Annotated in this window: 16 protein-coding genes; 11 read left to right on the top strand and 5 right to left on the bottom strand. The window is 63.0% G+C overall.

What is annotated here, in order from left to right; all coding sequences use genetic code 11:
• Positions 1-467 precede the first annotated feature (467 nt).
• Positions 468-710 (bottom strand): hypothetical protein, encoded by a 243-nt coding sequence (locus tag Mhypo_RS02010; protein WP_119339689.1) that lies wholly within the window; start codon positions 708-710, stop codon positions 468-470.
• A gap of 68 nt (positions 711-778) precedes the next feature.
• On the opposite strand from Mhypo_RS02010, the gene Mhypo_RS02005 reads away from it, so the two are divergent.
• Positions 779-1054 (top strand): metal-sensitive transcriptional regulator, encoded by a 276-nt coding sequence (locus Mhypo_RS02005; protein ID WP_119339688.1) that lies wholly within the window; start codon positions 779-781, stop codon positions 1052-1054.
• Between the two features lie 8 nt (positions 1055-1062).
• Here the strand turns inward: Mhypo_RS02005 and Mhypo_RS02000 are convergent, their stop codons facing one another.
• Complete coding sequence (locus Mhypo_RS02000; protein WP_119339687.1) at positions 1063-1722, bottom strand: DUF5995 family protein; 660 nt, start codon at positions 1720-1722, stop codon at positions 1063-1065.
• A gap of 67 nt (positions 1723-1789) precedes the next feature.
• A complete protein-coding gene (locus tag Mhypo_RS01995) occupies positions 1790-2695 on the bottom strand; it encodes a hypothetical protein (protein WP_119339686.1) in 906 nt (301 codons plus the stop codon).
• Between the two features lie 146 nt (positions 2696-2841).
• Between Mhypo_RS01995 and Mhypo_RS01990 the strand changes: the two genes are divergently transcribed.
• The 7 genes from Mhypo_RS01990 (at position 2842) to Mhypo_RS18710 (ending at position 11281) form a co-directional block, all read left to right on the top strand.
• On the top strand, positions 2842-3933 hold the full coding sequence (locus Mhypo_RS01990; RefSeq protein ID WP_240637077.1) for a LacI family DNA-binding transcriptional regulator: 1092 nt from the start codon (positions 2842-2844) through the stop codon (positions 3931-3933).
• A 12-nt stretch (positions 3934-3945) separates the two neighbouring features.
• Complete coding sequence (locus Mhypo_RS01985) at positions 3946-5235, top strand: ABC transporter substrate-binding protein (RefSeq protein WP_119339685.1); 1290 nt, start codon at positions 3946-3948, stop codon at positions 5233-5235.
• Between the two features lie 115 nt (positions 5236-5350).
• Positions 5351-6202 carry a carbohydrate ABC transporter permease gene (locus tag Mhypo_RS01980; RefSeq protein ID WP_119339684.1) on the top strand — a complete coding sequence of 284 codons (852 nt, stop codon included), beginning with the start codon at positions 5351-5353 and terminating at the stop codon, positions 6200-6202.
• Positions 6199-6999: a carbohydrate ABC transporter permease gene (locus Mhypo_RS01975; RefSeq protein ID WP_119339683.1), complete on the top strand. Its 801-nt coding sequence runs from the start codon at positions 6199-6201 to the stop codon at positions 6997-6999. Before Mhypo_RS01980 ends, Mhypo_RS01975 begins: the two co-directional genes overlap by 4 nt.
• 87 nt (positions 7000-7086) lie before the next feature.
• Entirely contained in the window at positions 7087-8148 is a 1062-nt protein-coding gene (locus Mhypo_RS01970; RefSeq protein WP_119339682.1) for an ABC transporter ATP-binding protein, read from the top strand.
• A gap of 2 nt (positions 8149-8150) precedes the next feature.
• Positions 8151-9437 (top strand): MGH1-like glycoside hydrolase domain-containing protein, encoded by a 1287-nt coding sequence (locus Mhypo_RS01965; protein ID WP_119339681.1) that lies wholly within the window; start codon positions 8151-8153, stop codon positions 9435-9437.
• A 173-nt stretch (positions 9438-9610) separates the two neighbouring features.
• Entirely contained in the window at positions 9611-11281 is a 1671-nt protein-coding gene (locus Mhypo_RS18710) for a sugar phosphorylase (protein WP_119339680.1), read from the top strand.
• Between the two features lie 16 nt (positions 11282-11297).
• On the opposite strand, the gene Mhypo_RS01955 is transcribed toward Mhypo_RS18710, so the two are convergent.
• Positions 11298-11909 (bottom strand): lysoplasmalogenase, encoded by a 612-nt coding sequence (locus Mhypo_RS01955; RefSeq protein ID WP_119339679.1) that lies wholly within the window; start codon positions 11907-11909, stop codon positions 11298-11300.
• A 189-nt stretch (positions 11910-12098) separates the two neighbouring features.
• Here Mhypo_RS01955 and Mhypo_RS01950 point away from each other — a divergent pair, with 189 nt between their 5' ends.
• The 3 genes from Mhypo_RS01950 (at position 12099) to Mhypo_RS01940 (ending at position 18071) form a co-directional block, all read left to right on the top strand.
• Positions 12099-12857 (top strand): DUF1175 family protein, encoded by a 759-nt coding sequence (locus Mhypo_RS01950; protein ID WP_119339678.1) that lies wholly within the window; start codon positions 12099-12101, stop codon positions 12855-12857.
• A gap of 125 nt (positions 12858-12982) precedes the next feature.
• Positions 12983-17449: an alpha-2-macroglobulin family protein gene (locus tag Mhypo_RS01945; protein ID WP_119339677.1), complete on the top strand. Its 4467-nt coding sequence runs from the start codon at positions 12983-12985 to the stop codon at positions 17447-17449.
• A gap of 22 nt (positions 17450-17471) precedes the next feature.
• Positions 17472-18071, top strand: a complete 600-nt coding sequence (locus Mhypo_RS01940; RefSeq protein WP_119339676.1) for a hypothetical protein — start codon at positions 17472-17474, stop codon at positions 18069-18071.
• A gap of 57 nt (positions 18072-18128) precedes the next feature.
• Here Mhypo_RS01940 and Mhypo_RS01935 read toward each other — a convergent pair whose 3' ends face one another.
• Complete coding sequence (locus Mhypo_RS01935) at positions 18129-19490, bottom strand: FAD-dependent oxidoreductase (RefSeq protein ID WP_119339675.1); 1362 nt, start codon at positions 19488-19490, stop codon at positions 18129-18131.
• Between the last annotated feature and the right edge of the window lie 153 nt (positions 19491-19643).

Here is a 19643-nt window from a genome sequence, read left to right as displayed (position 1 = left end):
GCTCGGGGAAGCCCGTTTGGGTTTGGGCATAGATGATCTGCGCAACCTGCAGGTGAAGACTCTCCCGTGGCTTGGAGGTGCTTTTCTTGCTCACAGGGCTCCATTAGAGCGCTCTTCACATAGAATGAGCCTCCCTAGAATCAAAAATCCTCTATCCCAGACAGAACAGTTGCCGCCCGGAAACTCGAAACCCAAGCACCCGTGGGCCGGGCCCAGCTCACGCTTGGGTGCGTAACATGCGTCTGGGCGCAGACGCATTCTCGTTTTCGCGGGCGGCAACGTCTGTGAAGGGCGCAATATTGCGAGTCTCGCAACAGAGCAACGGCGTGTTTACAAGCTGGCCAATCTTTTGTTCCAGGCCAAGATGGTGCAGGGGATGTTTTGGTTCACGAAGCATGGCATCCCCTTTTCCCATCCTATTCACCTTTTCTTTCAGATAGCAAATGACGAAATGAACTTACCGCTCGTTAAGGGCTGTACTTGCGCCAGAAGGCATCTTCACCGCCCTCGTGGGTCTGGCCGGGCAGGGCGCCACCCACATATCCCGCTACATAGATGCTCGCCGCATTGGTGGCCAGGGCATAAGCTGCATCGTTTTTGCCGGTGCCAAACTGCCGGGTGTCGAGAAGCGTGCCGGGCGGCGGCGGGTTGGTCGTCGCCAGCAGAAGAAGCATGAACGAAAAAACGAGCGGGAAACTTTTTCTGGTCATTGATTCGCTCCTTTCAGCTATTGCTTCAAATAAATAAAGAAAAAAATAGTGGTATAGACTAAGTTCCTATGAACACCACCGATCTCGACGGGGAAACCGTGGACAGTATCCTCAAGCGCCTGCGTCGCATCGAAGGGCAGGTACGGGGTTTGCAGAAAATGGTGGAAGAGGGCCGCCCCTGCGAGGATGTTCTCACCCAGATGACCGCTACCAAGAAAGCCATGGAGTCGGCCTCTACCCTGATCCTTCAGGAATTCCTGACCCTGTGCGCCACCGACATCGCCAAAGGCGACAACCAGAAACCCGCCCAGATTGCAGCGATGCTGCGCAAGTTTGCCGGTTAACAAAGCATCTACTGCTTGAACAAAATGGAATTGGCAATTTCCAGACAGGCCTTTTCGACCTTCTGGGTAAGCGACGCCCGCTCGGCCTGGGAAGCCACCACCCGGTCAATGGCATTTCGCCAGACCTGATCGCGCCAGCTCGCAATCAGGCGCGAAATCAGCCATTCGTCCAGCGAACCCATCAGTTTGTCTACCAGATCCATCTCGGGGTCATAGCGTTCAATCACCTGATCCTGCACACTATCCACGGTTCGGGCAATAACTACGTTCACCTTGCAGTGGTCTGCATAGCGCACCTCACGCTGCTGGGGGCTCAGGGCCTCCCATTCATCCTGCAGCACGTCGCTCAGAGCAAATACCAGGTCGTAGTTGATGTGGGCATTAACCCCCAGCAACAGGTTTTGCAGGGCTTTCAGGCGGGGGCTCTTGCAGCAGTCGTGGGCCATCTGCCACACCGGAGGAGCAGTGGCCGGGTCTTGCTCGTAGGCTTCCAGCGCCACAAAGTAGTAGTCGGCAAAGTGGTGCAGGAGGTGATTCACCCATAGCGGGTCCTGAAATTCGCCCCTGGCAACCGCGATCAGCATGTTCTCGGTCATCATCGAATAACAACGCAGAAACACCGACCGGCGGTCGCCAGCTTCTTCCCACCGGCGAAGGTGGTCTTGCATGCGTGCAAGGATGGGTGCGGACGACATGGGTTTGCTCATTTTAGGGTAGTAGGGAGCGTTTTGTGTGCTACTTCGGCAAGCCCATTTCACGAATCCTGGCCACCACCCACTGCATGGCATCGCTGTTGCGGGCCGTGACGCCGCTGTGGTCCTCGCGTGACTGAAAGCGGAAAAGGTTGGCCTGCGAACCATCGAGCCGATAATCGGGGTCGTCGTCGAAGATGAAGTTGAGCGGGGCCAGGTTGGCCGGGCTGCGGCTGACCACCTCGAGGCCCACCCGCACATTGGGCGGAACCACGTCGTTGAGGTCTTGTTTGGTTGGCTGGCCCGGCACCGCAATCACCCTGCAAGGGTTGCCGCCTTCGTTATCGTTGAGTGGGAAAGGACGGCGCAAGCCCCGGACATCGTAGTAATCCTGAATGATGGGGTTGTTGCGCAGGTTGTCGGCATCCCAGAAGCTGCAAATGGCGTCCAGGTAGATGAAGTAGTCGAAGCGCACCTCGGGGTGGTTCCAGGCCAAGAGGCTGGCCCAGACGGTGCCGTGGGAGTGGGCCAGCAGCACCACCCTGGTAGGGTTCTCGAATCCCTTGATCCAGTACTCATAGGCCCGCTGCAGGTAGCCTTCGGCCTCGAGGTAACCGTTCTCCTGCTGCCTCGAGATGCCGCTGGTGTGGGCATACAGAAAAGCCGATACATCAAAGTATTCCACCCTCAAGCCCTGGCCGGCAAAGGCTTCCACTACGGCCTGCGCAGTCTGGCGCGGCGTGCTGCTGCGGGGAAACACCACATCGTCGAGGTAGCCGTAGTTATCGAAGGGCGGGTTGCAGGCATCCCCCACCACCGGCAGCGAGGCGCAGCGCCCCGCGAAGCCGATCACCACCACATCGGGGCTGCCAGCTGGCCGCAGGTTACGCTCTGGTGGGGCTGGTATACAAGCAGATAGCAGTAACACCAACCACAAAAGGTGCTTCACGGTTCACAGCGTACAACCGAGGATGGGCTTGATGGTCTCGAGCAGGCCCCAAAAACGGGCCCAGCCCTCCAGAAGCTTTTTTTTAGCTGCGTGCCACCTCAGGTATCAGCGGGGGACTTGCGCAAAATCGAGGACAGTGCTAAGGTATGGAAAACGTTTACATAGCGTTCTGCAAGAGCATTGGCTCCATCCGTTCGCCTATGGCCACCCCTCGCCTTAATCCCGATATCCGCCGCGTGGCGGCGGAGGCCGGGGTCTCTATTGCCACGGTCTCGAGGGTGCTCAACAACCCCGACCGCGTCAGCCCCCAAACCCGCGAGCGAGTGCTCGAGATTGCCGCCCGCCTGGGGTATCAGCCCAATCCCAACGGCAAGCGCCTGCGCAAAGGACGGGCCGAGACCATCGGCCTGGTGATACCCTCCCCCCAGGGCCGCTTTGCCGATTCATTTTTTCTGGAGCTGCTGGCCGGGCTGGGGGAAGGGCTCTCGGGCGTCGGTCTGGATTTGTTGGTGGCCACCTGCCCGCCGGGTGCGGAGGAGCTGACCGTCTACCGGCGGTTGGTGGAGGGCAAGCGGGTTGACGGTCTGGTTGTGGCCCGCACCCGCCGCCAGGACGAACGCATCGCCTATCTGCTCGAGCAAAACATCCCTTTCGTGTCGCACGGACGCAGCGACCTCATCACCACCCCTTACCCCTACCTGGATGTGGATGGGCAGCAGGGTTTTTATATGGCCACAGCGCATCTGCTGCACCTGGGCCACCGTGAGATTGCCTTTATCGGGGCACCCCACGAACTCAACTTTGCCGCTCACCGTCTGGCCGGCTATCGGCAAGCCATGGCCGAGGCCAACCTCCCCCTCCGGCTCGAGTGGCTGCTCGAAGGCGACCTCAGCGAGAACAGCGGGTATCAGTTGGCCCAAAGTTTGCTGGAACCGCCCAGGCTCCCCACGGCCATCCTTTGCGCCAACGACCTCATGGCCATTGGGGTTCTGCGGGCTCTGCGCGAACGAGGCCTGCAGGCTGGCCGGGAGGTCTCGGTCATTGGCTACGACGATATCCCCCAGGCCCAGTACACCGACCCGCCGCTTTCAACCGTACACCAACCCTTCCGCGATACCGGCAAGCGGCTGGTGGAGATGTTGCTGGCCCGGCTGGCCGGGGTACCGGTTGCAGCCTTGCAGGAGGTCTGGGTTCCCGAGTTGGTGTTGCGGGGGTCGGATGGTCCCCCGCCGACCTAGAAGGAGGAAGGCATGAAGAAGAGCAAGTGGTTGTGGTTGGGTCTCCTGAGCACCCTGCTGGTGCTGTCCGGGGTGCTGGCGCAACAGACGGCATCGCTATTGTTTGTCTCGACCCAGTTCACCCCCATCGAGGAAGCCCAGCGCATGCGGCAGGTGATCCTGAAGGACTTCCAGGGGCGGGTGGAGTTCATCCCCGAGGACAACGCCCCCTTTACCAGCCGCATTCTCTCCGAAGTGCGGGCGGGCCGGGTGAATGTGGGCCTGGCTGGGGGCCTGCACGGCGACTTCCCCCCGCTGGTTGCCGCAGGTGCGCTGGATCCTGTGGACGATGTGCTGGCCCAGCTCAAGGACCGCCGGTTCTCGCAATCGTTTGTGAACCTGGGCAAGATGGGCACGGGCAACCAGCTCTACATCCCCTGGATGCAGGCCACCTACATCATGGTAGCCAATAGGCAGGCCTTGCAGTATTTGCCGGCGGGCGCTAACGTTAACACCCTTACCTACACCCAGCTTAAGGCGTGGGCCGCCAACATCCAGCGGGCTACCGGTCGGCGCATGCTGGGCTTCCCGGCAGGCCCCAGGGGTTTGATGCACCGCTTTACGCAGGGGTACCTGTATCCCTCCTACACCAAGAGCGCGGTCACCAAGTTTAGAAGCGATGAAGCCGAAAGCATGTGGCTCGAGTTCAAGAGTCTCTGGCAGCACGTAAACCCGCAGTCCACCAGCTATGACTTCATGCAGGAGCCCCTCCTGGCCGGCGAGGTCTGGATTGCCTGGGATCACATCGCCCGCTTGCGCGATGCGCTCAACCAAAAACCAGGCGACTTTGTGGCCTTCCCGGCCCCCATCGGGCCTTATGGCCGGGGCTTCATGCCGGTGCTGGCCGGGCTGGCCATCCCCAAGGGCAGCCCCAACCGGGCCGCGGCGGTGGCGGCCATCGAGTACCTGACCCGCCCCGAGGTGCAGATCACCACCCTGGCACAAAACGGCTTTTTCCCGGTCATCCAGGTGCGCCTGCCCGACAACCTACCCCAGGGCATCCGCATGGGGGCCGATGCCATCGCGCGGCAGGCCCAGAGCAACGTGGCCCTGCCCAGCCTGTTGCCGGTGGGCCTGGGCGCCAGAGGCGGCGAGTACAACAAGGTCTTCCAGGACACCTTTGCCCGCATCGTGCTGCGCAACGAAGATGTTCGCCGGGTGCTCGATAGCGAAGCCGCTAACCTGCGCCGCATCATGAACGAAACCCGGGCGCCCTGCTGGTCGCCCGACCCGGCCAGCAGCGGGGCCTGCCCAGTGAACTAAAGCGGTTCTCTAAGCGCCGTAGGTGCCATTTGGGCCAAAGGAGCAGGGGTCGGTCTAATACACCGGCCCCTCTCCAAAGTGCGCGCCCGGTTCGGGAGGAAAAAGGAAGGGTCAGATGCGTAGTGAACGGTACATACCCTACGTACTCATTTTGCCGAGCGTGCTGTTTTTGTTGTTCCTGTTCGCTTGGCCGCTCCTGGAGGCCCTGCTCTTGTCGGTGCGGGGCAGCGGGGGGCAGTGGACGCTCGAGAACTTCCAGCGCATGGCCGCCGACCTCTACTTCAAGGATGCCGTCAAATACACCTTGCTGCTGACCGTGGTGATTGTGCCCTTGCAGGTGGTGATGGCCCTGGGGATGGCCATGTTGCTGGGGGGCATCTCCAAAGGCAGGGACTTGTTCTTGTATGTGTGGACCATCCCGCTGGGCATTTCCGATCTGGCGGCCGGTATTGTGTGGCTGGCCATTTTTACCGAGCGGGGTTACCTCAACAGCTTTTTGCAGGGCATCGGGGTAATTCAACAGCCACAGCTCTGGCTTAGCTACGAGACCCCCTGGATGATTTTCCTGGCGGTGGTGGCGGCCGAAGTCTGGCGGGCGACGGCCATTGTGTTTGTGATTCTGGTGGCGGGCCTGCAACTGATTCCCAAGGAGTACAGCGAGGCCGCCGAGGTGTTTGGCGCCAGACCCTGGCAGCGCTTCTGGAAAGTCACTTTGCCGCTGCTAATGCCGAGTCTGCAGGTAGCCCTGATTCTGCGCACCATTCTGGCCCTCGAGGTCTTTGCGGTGGTGGTCGCCCTGGGCGGGCGCAACCTGCCGGTGCTGGCTGGCGAAGCCTACTACTGGTACAACGCCTATCAAAATCCGGGGGTGGCGGCGGCCTATGCGGTCATAATTCTGGGGATCTCGGTGGTCGCCACCATACTTTATTTGCGACTGATGCGCTCCAAGCAGGAGGGGGCCGCATGAACCTGCGTTGGCTCTATCTGTTTTTGGCGATCGTGCTGGTGTTGTGGGTACTGATTCCCATCTTTCTGATCGCCACCCTGGCCTTTAGCGACCGCCCTTCGGTCTTTGCCTGGCCCAAGGGCCTCTTGCCGCAGCAGTTTTCCCTGGAGACCATCTCCTTCTTTTTTGGGGTGGAGGGGGTCTGGAAGGCCATCCGCAACAGCCTGACCGTGGCCGCCATGACCCTGGTTTTCTCGGTGCTGCTGGGGGCCCCGGCGGGCTATGCCCTGGCCCGCTACCGTTTTGCAGGCGCCGACGCCTATCGCCTGCTGATTCTGATGACGCGGGCTTTTCCCCTGGCCATTCTGGCCATCCCGCTGGCGGTGCAATTCATCCAGGTGGGCATCTACGACACCGCCTTCGGGGTAGCCCTGGTGCACACCGCGCTGGCCCTGCCTTTTGCGGTGCTGGTGACCAGCAGCCTGTTTCTGGGCATCCCCAAGGAGCTGGAGGAAGCGGCCTGGACCCTGGGCTGCAACCGCATCCAGGCCTTCCTTCGGGTGGTGCTGCCACTGGCCCTGCCCGGACTGGCGGCCACCGCCATTTTTGCTTTTGTGATCTCGTGGAACGAGGTCTTTGCCGCCACCCTGCTCACCCTGCGCGAGCGCACCCTGCCCGCTTTCTTGCTGACCTCGCTCAACGACTCCCCCTTGCCCTTTCGCTTTGCCGGGGGCTTCTTCCTGATTGTGCCGGCCCTGATCTTCATCTTTGTCATCCGGCGCTACCTGTTTACCCTGTGGGGCATCGCCAACCGGTGAGGTGGGATAACCGGTAAGAAAGGTGGTAGTGGCCTTCCGTGACAGTTGCACCCCCTGCTTTTCAGCTTTCGACCCTCTAGGAGGTTTATGGCTTCCATCCGAGTGGAAAACATCGAGAAAACCTTTGGCAAGTTCAAGGCCCTGAACGGGGTTTCGCTCGAGGTGCGCGACCAGGAATTTGTGGTGTTGCTGGGGCCCTCGGGCTGTGGCAAGACCACCCTGCTACGCATCATTGCGGGCCTCGAGCAGGCCGAAAAGGGGCGGGTCTGGATTGGCGACCGCGATGTGAGCCAGCTGCCCCCCCGCGCGCGCAAGATTGCCATGGTCTTCCAGAACTACGCGGTTTTTCCCCACCTCACGGTGTTTGAGAACATCGCCTTTGGCCTGCGCATGCAGAAGGCCGCGCCGGAGAAACTCAAGGCCAACGTGGAGCGGGCCGCCAACCTGATGCACATCGAGAACCTGCTCGAGCGCTACCCGGCCCAGCTCTCGGGCGGGCAGCGCCAGCGGGTAGCGGTGGCCCGGGCCCTGGCGGTCGAACCCGAGGTGCTCTTGATGGACGAGCCCCTCTCCAACCTGGACGCCCTCTTGCGCCTGGAGATGCGGGCCGAACTCAAGCGCCTTTTGGCCGAGAGCCGCACCACCACCCTGTACGTCACCCACGACCAGGTAGAGGCCATGAGCCTGGCCGACCGCATCGCAGTGATGAACACCGGCTACGTGGTGCAGTACGACGAACCCATGAAGGTCTATCAGGAGCCGGCCAATACCTTTGTGGGGGGCTTTATCGGCAGCCCGCCCATGAACTTCTTGAAACTTCCGGTGGAGGGCCGGCAGGCCCGGATCGACTCGCTCAGCCTGGACTTGCCCATGGCGGCGCCCGGCCCCGAGGTTTTGCTGGGGGTACGGCCCGAGGATCTGGAAGCCTTTACCGTCCAGCAGCCGCAAAGCTTCCCCGCCGAGGTGCTGGTGGTGGAGCCCCTGGGGCCCCACCTCCTGCTGACCCTGCACTTTGGCCAGCAGCACCTCAAAGCCACCGTACCCCCCGACTTTGCAGTCAGGGCGGGGCAAACCATCTGGCTTAAGCCCCAGCCGGATCGCCTGCGCTGGCTGGACCCCAGCAGTGGACAGGCCCTCGAGGCGAGGTAGAGATGCCGGTTCAGGAATCGCTTACCGAGGAAGCCCGGCGTATACTCCGCGCCAACGACCGGGGGGGCTTCACCATCCCCACCGCCGGGCTATATCCCTTTCAATGGCTGTGGGATGCGGGCTTTACCGCCCTGGGCTGGATGCAGTTTGATGAAGGGCGGGCGTGGCAGGAGCTCGAGACCCTTTTCCTGGGGCAGTGGCCGAACGGGATGCTGCCCCACATCGTCTTCCACCGGCCCGAGCCCACCTACTTTCCCGGCCCCGAGCGCTGGGGGGTGACCCGCACCCCGCCCACCTCGGCCATCACCCAGCCGCCGGTGGTTGCTACTTTTGTGCGCTGGATGCTCGAGCAGGCCCAGAACCAGGCCCAGGCCGAGGCCAAAGCCCGAAGCCTGTATCCCAAGATGCTGGCCTACCACCGCTGGTTCAAGCGCGAACGTGACCCGGAGAATACCGGCCTCATCACCGTGCTGCACCCCTGGGAGACCGGGGCCGACAACAGCCCGGCCTGGGACGAAGCCCTGGCAAGGGTCGAGGTAGACCCAGCCCTTCCGCCCTACATCCGCCGCGATACCGCCCATGTGGACCCCACCCAGCGCCCCCACCAGAGCGAGTACGACCGCTTCCTGACCTTGCTCGAGGTCTACAAGCGGGCCGGCTTCGACCAGCTTCGCCTGCTCCGCGAATGCCCTTTCCGGGTAGCGAGCCTCTTGATTGACTGCGTGCTGCACCGGGCCAACCGCGATCTGCTGTGGCTTTCGCGCCGGTTGGGCTTCGCCGACGAGGCCGAAATTGAGGGGTGGCTCGAGGCCAGCCAGCGGGGCATTGAAAGCCTCTGGGACGAGGAAGCTGGGCTTTATTTCAACCGCGACCTCCGTAGCGGTGCGGCCATCCGGGTTGGGGTTTCGGCCTCTTTCCTGCCCCTCTACGCCGGAACGTCCAGCCCGCAAAGGGCCCTGCGCCTGCTGCGCACCCTGGAGGGGTGGGCCCGGCAGGTGCGCTACCTTGTTCCCAGCACCGACCCCTATAGCCCCCGCTTCGAGCCCCAGCGCTACTGGCGCGGCCCGGTCTGGGCAGTGGTGAACTATCTGATTGCCCTGGGTTTTGCCGATTACGGCTACCCCGAGATGGCCCTTCGCATCCGCCAGGACACCCTGAAGTTGTGCGAGATGACCGGTTTTAGCGAGTACTTTCACCCCCTCACCGGACAGGGCCTGGGGGGTGGCACGTTCTCCTGGACGGCGGCCATCTACCTGGCCTGGGGTCAGGCCGAAGGCCCCTTGCGTTGAGCCGGTGGCTGGCGGTCTTGCCGAAAATCGCATGCTAACCGTCAAGCAGCCTGTCGAGCCCCTTGCCCGAGAGCGGAAACCGCGGCCCTACCAGGCTTGTACCTCCGTTCTTGCGCCCACACCGTAGGATAGGAACTGCGATTCAACACCTTGTCCTTCCTCCTCATACCGCCATGACCATCACGACCGACCTACAACAGAAAATGCAGGCCCACCTCGAGTTCCTCTACCCGGGCCGGGGTGAGGAAGTACTAGAACAACTCCAGGCTCTGCTAAAGCGCTACCCTGCCCTTGCCCGAAGCACCCCAGCGCCCCCCTGGAGTGAAAAAGACGCCGTCCTGATCACCTACGCCGACCAGATTACCCAGGCCGGCGAGGCCCCCCTGCAAACCCTGCAGCGCTTTTTGCGGCAGTACCTACATGGGGTGTTCTCCGGGGTGCACATCCTGCCCTTCTACCCCTACACCTCCGACGACGGCTTTAGTGTGGTGGACTTCAAGCAGGTCAAACCCGAGTGGGGCTCCTGGGAACACATCCAGGCCATCGCCCAGGACTTCCGCCTGATGGCCGACCTGGTCTGCAACCACGTCTCGGCCTCGTCGCCGTGGTTCCAGGCTTTCTTGCGCGACGACCCCAGGTATCAAAACTATTTCATTGTGGTGGAGCCCGGCACCGACCTCTCTAAAGTCTTCCGGCCTCGAGCCCTGCCTTTGCTGACCCCCTTCCAAACCAGGAGCGGCGATAAGCTGGTCTGGACCACCTTCTCCACCGACCAGGTTGACCTCAACTTTGCCAACCCTGCGGTGCTTTTGGAGGTACTGGATGCGCTCTTGTTCTACGTCAAAAACGGCGCCCAGCTGATCCGGCTGGATGCGGTGGGGTTTATCTGGAAAGAGATCGGCACCTCCTGTATGCACCTGGAGGGGGCCCACCGCATCGTCAAGCTGATGCGGCTGGTGCTGGACGCGGTGGCGCCGCAGGTGGTTCTGATCACCGAGACCAACGTACCGCACCGTGACAACATCGCTTATTTCGGCAACGGGCGCGACGAGGCTCAGATGGTTTACCAGTTCCCCCTACCCCCGCTGGTGCTGCACACCTTCCGCACCGGCGACGCCAGCAAGCTGGCCGCCTGGGCAGCGGGCCTGGAATCCCCCAGCGAACAAACCACCTTCTTCAACTTTCTGGCCTCCCACGACGGGCTGGGGGTGGTGCCCGCCCAGGGCCTTTTAGAGCCCGAAGAAATTGCCGCCCTGGTGCAACAAGCCCTGGATCATGGGGGCCGTGTCAACTACAAAGACACCCCTGAGGGCCCGGTGCCCTACGAGCTCTGCCTGACGTTGTTCGATGCCCTCAATCCCCCCTACAGCGAGGAGCCCGAAGATCTCCAGATTGACCGCTTCCTGGCTGCCCAGTCCATCCTCCTCAGCCTGCAGGGCGTGCCGGGGGTTTACATCCACAGCCTCTTCGGCTCTCCCTCCGACCATGCAGGTCTGGAGGAAAGCGGTATTAATCGCCGCCTCAACCGGCACAAGTTCACCGGCCCGGAGCTGGAGGGATTGCTAGGCAACCCCCATACCCGCGCGTACAAAATCCTTCAGCGCATGACCCACCTGATCAAGGTGCGGGCCTCCCACCCGGCCTTTCACCCGGGCGCCCCCCAGGTGGTGATGGAGTCCAGGGAAGTGCTGCGCATCATCCGGGGCTACCGCGACCGGCAGGTGGGCTGCTATATCAACGTGACCCCAAAACCCCAGCCCATCAACCGCGTGGGGCGCGACCTGATCAGTGGGAAATACTTTTCCGGGCAGATTCCGCCATATGGCGTGCTGTGGCTGGTTTGAGGCAACGGAAGGTTTTTTACCGCACCGCCCCGGCCAGCAAGTACTGGGCCACGTAGTACAGCGGCAGCCCCAGCAAAGGGTTCAGGGGTTCTTGCACCACAAAGCGCTCCCGGGCCACAAACAGGTCGGACAGGTAAAAAAGCAGCGCCCCCAGCCAGACCTGGGGCTTTGGCACTCCCAGACCCACCCAAAGCATCAGGCTGATGACGAGACCATAGGCCATTACCGGCCCCCGCCAGCCTGCCAGGTGCGGCCACAGCCAGCGCAGCCAGAAATACCCCCCCAGCAAGACCAGCAGCAGGCCCCCCAGGCTCGGCGAACCCACCTGCACGAAGGCCCCCACATAGGCCAGGTGGGCCAGCAAAAAGGCCAGCAGACCGGCCAGAAAGGCCCGGTTCGACCTGAAGAGCAAAAGCACGTCTCCGACCGCCGAAAGCAGCAACCCCGCAAAAACAAGCTGTGCGAACAAACTTGCCAGGCCCAGGCTGAGGGCGAAGAACAAGAACCCCAGCGAGCAAAGCACCTTGAAGAGAGCCCGCAAAGCACGTCGCCGCTGCCACTCCGCCCAGAGCAGGCCCAGCAGACTGAAACCGCCCCATCCCAGCCAGAGCCCACTCCATTCATTCATGGCTTTCTACACCCACCTGAGTTAGTCTTTATACCGGATTCACAAAGACAGTTTACAAAACAAAAACCCAGGGGCGGTATCGCCCTCTGCTGCGCGGGTAACTTCGCTCGGGTTGATTCGCTACCTAACGGTAACGAGTCGACGAATCTGCCCCAGCTTACCTTAGATCGCGCTACAATCGAAACGAGTATGCAAGCGGCCAGCATGCGGTGGGTGGGGCGACGCCTGGGGTGGGTGGCTTTGGGGCTTTGTGGTTTGGCGCTGGCCGCGCCCCTCGGCCCAGCCCGGCCCAACCTGGCCGACCTCGACCAGGACGGCTATCCCGACATTGCCGAGCTCCACGGTGCCGCCGAGCGCGAGGCGTTTTTGGAGTGGTTTGCCGCCATTGCTGAGGCCCAGTTCACCGCCCCCTCGCCCGCCTGGCTACCCCAGGAGCAGGACTGCGCTGGCCTGCTGCGCTTTGCCTTTTTCGAGGCCCTGAAGCCCAAGACGACGGCCTGGTTCCAGAAGTTTCCCTACCTGCCTAAGGTGCAGGTCCCGCCCCTGAGCGCTTACCCTTTGCCGCAGATTGGCCGGGCGGTCTTCCGCATTGAACCGGGGGCCTACCGCCCCAACGATGTGCAGGCAGGCCGCCTGGTTAGCTGGGCCAGCGCCGTGTACCTGATGCGGTACTCGAGCGTCCTTCTGGGCCGCACCCCGGACAAGGCCCGGCGCGGCGACCTCTTGTTTTTCGTGCATCCGCTGGCCAAGGGCTCGGCTTATCACAGCATGGTCTACCTGGGAAACGGCCTGGTGGTCTACCACACCGGCTATGCCCCCTCCCAGGGCGGGGAGGTACGGCTGGTGAGCCTGCAAACCCTGAACCAGCACCCCCAGAAATACTGGCATCCCAGGCCCGATAATCCCTACTTTTTGGGTTTTTATCGCTGGAAGATCGTGAGCAACTAGCTCTTGCCCGGAGGTTCCATGAGACCCCCTGCCCAGTCCGCACTTGCTCAGCCTGCCGAACCACCGCCCGAGGAGCTGCAACAATGGTAGGCAAAAGTCCACAAATCGCATCCAGGTGAGGTGTTATGCGCAAATATTCGCAGGATTGGAAACGTTTTTGGCAGGCAGGAACGGGGTTGCTGGGGCTGGTCTTGATCGGCTTGATACCGGGCTCGGCCCAGCGCCAGGAGCCGCAGCTATATGGGGGCGGCACCTTTAGTCCCACTCAGCAGGTGCGGGTGGAGTATTACCTGCCGGGGGGCGGCAGCAGCCAGGTTCGCGTCCTACGGATTGGGAACCCCGAAAAGGTGGTGGAGCTAGGGGGGCCGCGCGGTTTTGAGCGTACCGGCGAGCTCAGGTTGTCGCCGGTGCAGAGCATACCGGTCTTTCGCACTGCAAACCGGCCCTATGGTGAGGTGAGCCTGGGGCGCTTGCCCGAAGGGTTGTACCTGGTCCAGATTGGCACCCCACGCCCTAGCTCGGCTACGCTGGTGCTGGTCACCAACCTGGGGCTGCTGGTTAAGTCTGACCCGCAGAGAATGCTGGTCTACACCGCCAGCCTCAGCAATGGGCAGCCCCGCACAGCGCAGATTTTTGTCTCCAGGGACAAGCGCCTCGTCCGGCAGGTGCGGGCCGAGGGCGGGCTGGCCTATTTCCAGAGCGACCTGAACAGCAGCGAAAACCTTTTCGTGGCGGCCCGCTCGGGCGCCTCCTGGGCTTTCAGCAGCGCCTACTGGCAAAGCTGGAACCAGGAGCAAAACCGGGTTTATCTCATTACCGACCGCCCCGTCTACCGCCCCGGCCACACGGTGTTTTTCAAAGGGACGGCCCGCAGCGCGAGCGGTCTCAAGCCGGTGGCAGGCCAGCCGGTAGAGGTGGAAGTACGCGACTACGACGATAACGAAGTGTTCTCGAGCCGCTTCACCACCGACGCCTACGGCAGCTTTAGCGGGCAGTTTCGCATCGGGCTGGATGCCCGGCTGGGCGGGTATACGCTTGTGGCCCGGCTGGGGGACGAAGAGCATACGGGCGAGTTCGAGGTGCAGGAGTTTGTCAAGCCCGAGTACAGGGTAACGGTCGAAGCGGCCCAAAAGGTAGCGGTACAGGGGGAGAAAGCCCGCTTTGTGGTGAAAGGGGAGTACCTGTTTGGGGGGCCGGTCTCGGGTGGCAGGGTGAGCTACTCCATCCTTCAGCGACCCTACTATCGCTTTGGGTATGTCTCGAGCTACGGCTTCTACCAGAACGAGGGCTACGAAGACACCTACGAGGGCAAGATCATCGAGCGGGGTGAGGGCCGGCTCAATGCCCAGGGCGAGCTGGTGGTGGAGGTACCCCTCAAGCCGGGAGAGGAAGACTACCGCCTGACCCTCGAGGCCGGCGTGACCGACGAAGCCGGGCGGGAGATCGGCGGAACGGGGTTCATCACCGCCTACCGCTCGGGGATTGTGCTGGACATCCAGACCGACCAGTACGCCTACCAGACCAACGACACCCTGACCGCCACCGTGCGGGCCGAAGACCTGGAGGGTAACCCTGTCTCGGTGCCCTTTACCGTGACCGCCAGCCGCGCCTACTGGGTGCGGGGCCAGGGCGAGCAGCGCGAGCGCACCCTGCGCGTACAAGGGCGCACCGACGCCAGGGGCCAGGCCACGGTACGCCTCAAACTGCCCAAACAAGGCTCCTATGCCCTTACGGTGGAGGCCCGCGACGGGGCCGGGCGGGCCACCCAGGCCCTGGACTGGGTCTGGGTCTCGGATGGTTCGTACTGGTTCTGGGACTACAAGAGCCTGAAGATTACCGTGGACAAGCCCGAGTACAGGGTGGGCGAGACGGCCCGCTTCGTGGTGCAGTCGCCGGTTTCGGACGGCTGGGCCCTGGTGAACCTGGAAGGCGAGCGCATTGCCAAGCCGGAGATTGTACGCTTCCAGGGCTCCACCTTTACCTACGAACTAAAGCTCACCCCCCAGATGGCCCCCAACGGCTACCTCTCGGTCACCATCCTGGGCCAGGGGGAGTACTACAGCGAGGTGGCGGGCTTTTTACTTCCCCCAAGTGAGAAATTCCTGAATGTGGCCATCACTTCGGACAAAACCACCTACAAGCCCGGCGAGACCGCGACCTACCGGCTCAAAGTAGCCGACCCCCAGGGCCGCCCGGTGAAAAGCCAGGTGACGGTGGGGCTGGTAGACGAGGCCATCTACCTGGTGCGCCCCGAGAAATCCCCGGACATACGCGGCTTCTTCTGGGGCCTGAAAAGCAATGTGGTGGGCACCCAAACCGCAGGGGGCTACTACTTTGGCAACGTGGCGCCTGCTTATAGCACGGCAGCCCGGGCCCCCATGGACAAGGCTGTCTTCGGGCAGTCCAAAGAGGCCCTGGCCCAGCCCAGGGTACGCGAAGACTTCCGCGATACCATCCTGTGGCTGCCCAGTGTGGAGACCAACGAACAGGGCGAGGCCACCGTGGAAGCTCGCTTTCCCGACAACCTGACCCAGTGGCGCCTGACCGCCAGGGCCATCTCGCTCTCGGATACCGTGGGGCAGGCCACCCAGACCGTCACCACCACCCTGCCGGTGATTGCCCGCCTCAGCACCCCGCGCTTCCTGGTTCGGGGCGACGAGGCCACCTTGCGGGTGATTGGACAGAACAACCTGGCAGAAAACCAGGCGGGCCAGCTGCGCCTCGAGGCCACCAACATCAGTCTGCTCACCCCCCCCACCACCCTGGCCCAGCTTCCCGCCGGAGGCCGGGCGGCTGCCGGCTACCGGGTGCGGGCCGACCAGAGCGGTACCGTCACCCTGCAGGCCTCGGCCCTCACCCCCGCCGCTTCAGACGCCCTGCGCACCCGGCTCTCCATCTTCCCCAAAGGGCTCAAGGAAGAGCTGGGCTGGGCCTCTCAGTCGGGCGAGCGCTGGAAGTTTACCCTGCCGCCCAGCACCGACCTCAGCCAGACCCAGGGCAAGCTCTACCTGACCCCCTCGCTGGCCGCTGCCGTCACCCCGGCCCTGGGGTATCTGGCCGGTTACCCCTACGGCTGCTCCGAGCAAACCATGAGCCGCTTCCTGCCCAGCGTGCTGGCCAAGCAGGCAGGCGACTTCGCCCAGTTGCCTGAAAACCTGGCCGCGAACCTCGACGACTTTGTGGCCGCCGGGCTCAAGCGCCTCTACGACTTCCAGCACGAGGACGGCGGCTGGGGCTTCTGGCAAAACGACGCCTCCTCGGTCTATATCTCTTCGTATGTGCTTTCGGGGCTGTTGCAGGCCCAGCAGGCCGGTTATCGGGTACGCGAAGACGCGCTCAGGAGGGGTGTACAGTACCTGCTCAAAACCCTGAACCGGCCCGACGCCAGCACCTACGCCGCCGACGCAGTGGCCTACGCCGCCTATGCCTTTGCCCTGGCCGGGCCCCGCTACATGCCCCAGGGCTGGCGACCGGGCGTATTACAAGCGGGTCGTCCCCTGCTCAATCGCACCGCTTTCCAGTCTGTCCAGCCTTTGGATCTGGGCTACCTGCAAGATTACCTGACCCGACGCGACCTCACCCCCTATGGCCACGCGCTAATCGTGCTGGCCTACCAGCAGAACGGCAACCGAACCCAGGCCGAGCGGGCCCTGGATGGCCTGCTGACCAAGCTGACCGAACGCGAGCGCAGCGCCTACTGGGAGGTGCGGGCCCCGCGCTTTGCCTGGAACGACGACCGCCTCGAGGCCACCGCCCGGGGTCTGGAAGCCCTGGCCAAACTGCGCCCAAACCACCCGGCCATTGCAAAAATTGTGAACTGGCTGATGCAGGAGCGCAAAGGCGCCCGCTGGATCTCCACCAAGGACACCGCCGCCGTGGTGGTGGCCGCGCTGGCCCTGGCCAAAGCCTCCGGTGAGCAACCCGGCGAGCAGGAGGTGCAGGTCTCGGTCAACGGGCAAACCCAGACCCTCAGGGTTCCGGCCAAAGGCGCCGAGCTGGCCCTGGAAGGCTTGCGGGTGGGCGCAAACGAAGTAGAGGTTATTAGCAATAACCGGCTATACCTGAGCGGCAGTGTGGGCTACTTCGAGGAGCGGGCCTACCTGCAACCCGAGGCCAAAGGCCTGCGGGTGGCCCGCACCTACGAGAAACTCACCCCCCGCTACGACACCAAGGCCGAGCGCTTTGTCTACGACCGCAGCCCGCTCAGTGGCCCGCTCAAGGTGGGCGAGCTGGTGGTCGTGACCCTGACGGTGCGCCCCGAGCAAGGCGCGGTGCGCTATGTGGTGGTGGAGGAGCCTACCCCGGCAGGCCTGGCTGTGGTGGAAAACGACGACTCCTTCCGCATTGCCGGGGTGCGCTCGCGCTTTGGCGACGACTACTACGGCTGGAACTACTGGTTTGACGGACGGGAGATCCGCGACCGGCAGGTGGAGTTCTTCTTTAGCTACTTGAGTGGCCCCGTGACCTTTACCTACGTCCTACGGGCCGAGACCCCCGGCAGTTTCACTGCGCTACCGACCCTGGCCTGGATGATGTACGAGCCGGAGGTGCGGGGGGTGGGCACGGTGCGGCAGGTGCAGGTAAGGGAGTAATGGAGCGGGGAGAAAAAGGCTTATGCACCCTCGCTTCTCCCAGACGCTCTTTTTTTTCCCTTACCTGTTGGTGCTGGCGCTGGCCTTCATCTCCCCCGCCGGGGCGCAGGCCTGGAAGAGCGCACAGGCCCCGGGTTTTGTGGTGCGGTGGGCCCAAAACGCCGACACACGGCACCTAAGTGAGGTCTTCCGGGTTTTGCAAAAGGCCCGCCGGGATTTACAGACTGCCGGTTATTCATTACCGCCGCAAGTTCGGGTGGTCATCCACCCCAGCCTGGCGTCCTACACCGCCTCGACACGGCTGCCGTGGTTTGTACTGGCCGCCGCTAATCGCAGTACGCACCAGATTGACACCCAGCGCCTGCGGATTCTTTTGGAGCGGGGAACCCTGGAAGGCACCCTGCGCCACGAACTCTTTCACCTGGCCCAGCCCGCGGGCTGGCCGCGCTGGAAAGCCGAGGGAATGGCCTTGCGTTTTGCCGGAGAAGAGCCTACCGCCAGACCGCTCGAGCCCATTACCGAGGCCGAGCTCGAGCGGCTCTTGGCAGCCCCACCCGACCGGGAAACCCTTCGCCGGGCGATGGCCACCGCCTACCGCTGGACCAGCCGACTCCGGCGGTAAAGGCCCTTCAATACCCCATCGGCTTCGGTCAAATAGCGGGCCATCGGCTATCGGCTTTCAGCCCACCACCTCGAGCATCTTCTCCACACTGGTCACCTTGACCCGTGGCCGGCCCTGGGCTTGTCCCAGCGCGGTTTCGTGGGCGTCCAGGCGCAGCCAGTGCTCGAGGGTCACGTAGTGCACCCCCCGCTCCCTGAGGAGCCGCGGGATGGCCTCGGGGTCGGGGTCAGGGGCCAGCGACAGGTGGGGGGCATCCTCCAGCAACAGTTTTACCGTCTCGGTAGCGCAGGCTTTGTTGGTACCAATCACCCCACTGGGGCCGCGCTTGATCCAGCCCGCCGTGTATTCCCCTGCCGCCACCTGGCCTTCGCGCAGCACCCGCCCGGCCTGGTTGGGAATAACCCCTTTGCGGCTGTCGAAGGGCACCTCAGGCAGGGGCACGCCCTTGTAGCCCACCGAGCGCAGCACCATCCCCACCTCGAGCTCCTCGAACACCCCCGTACCCACCGCGTTCAGGTTTTCGTCCAGGCAGTTTTTCTCCAGGCGAATCTTCTGCACTCGGCCCTCGCCCAGAATCGCCACCGGCGAGACCAAAAAGCGGATGTGCACCCGACGGGGCTTGCCCGTAAGCGGCCTAGCCGCAAACTCTCGCAGAATTTCCAGGTTCTTCTGAAGGGCAGGTTCGCCCGCAATGGAGGCGGCACTTTTTTCGTCGAGCTCGAGTTCCTCCGGCCTGACCACAATATCGGCGTTGTGCAGCTCGCCTAGTTCGCGTAGCTCCTTGGTGGTGAACTTGGCCTGGGCCGGGCCCCGGCGGCCCAGCATGTAGATGTCGGTAACCTGGCTCTGGGCCAGCACCGGCAGGGCGTGGTCGGCGATGTCGGTGGTGCGCAATTCATCTGCCGACTTGGCCAGGATGCGGGTCACATCTACCGCCACGTTGCCCATCCCCACCACCGCTACCCCGCGCATGTCGAGGCGAATGGGCAGGTTCTGGTAGTCGGGGTGGCCGTTGTACCAGGCCACAAACTCGGTGGCCGAGAGGCTCCCCGGCAGGTCTTCGCCGGGGATGCCCAGATGGCGGTCGCTCGAGGCCCCCACCGTATACACCACCGCATCGTAATGCCGACGCAGGTCACCCAGGGTCAGGTCGCGACCAAACTCGACATTGCCCCAAAAGCGCACCCGGGGGTCTTGCAACACCTTCTGCATCACCTTGGTGACCGACTTAATGGTCTGGTGGTCGGGAGCCACCCCATAGCGCACCAGCCCATAGGGGGTGGGCAGTCGGTCAAACACATCTACCGAGACAGGGGTTTCGCTCTGCTTGATCAGGGCTTCGGCAGCATAAATGCCCGAAGGCCCCGAACCGATGACCGCGACCCGCAGGGGTCGGTTTGCGTCGAACTGGTTTGCCATTCCTAACATCCTCCGGCCTGCTTGTGGAATACGGTGGCGGGTCGGCCCCGCACAGACAGCGCAAATCATATCCCATGACCGAAGGGATGAGCGTACCTGAACAAAATCAACCGCCTTTTGCGGCCCTTGCAAGACTCGCTTACTGCTTCCAGA

This window comes from Meiothermus hypogaeus, assembly GCF_003574035.1.
Classification (GTDB): Bacteria; Deinococcota; Deinococci; order Deinococcales; family Thermaceae; genus Meiothermus; species Meiothermus hypogaeus.
This window is presented reverse-complemented; position numbering and strand designations above follow the sequence as displayed.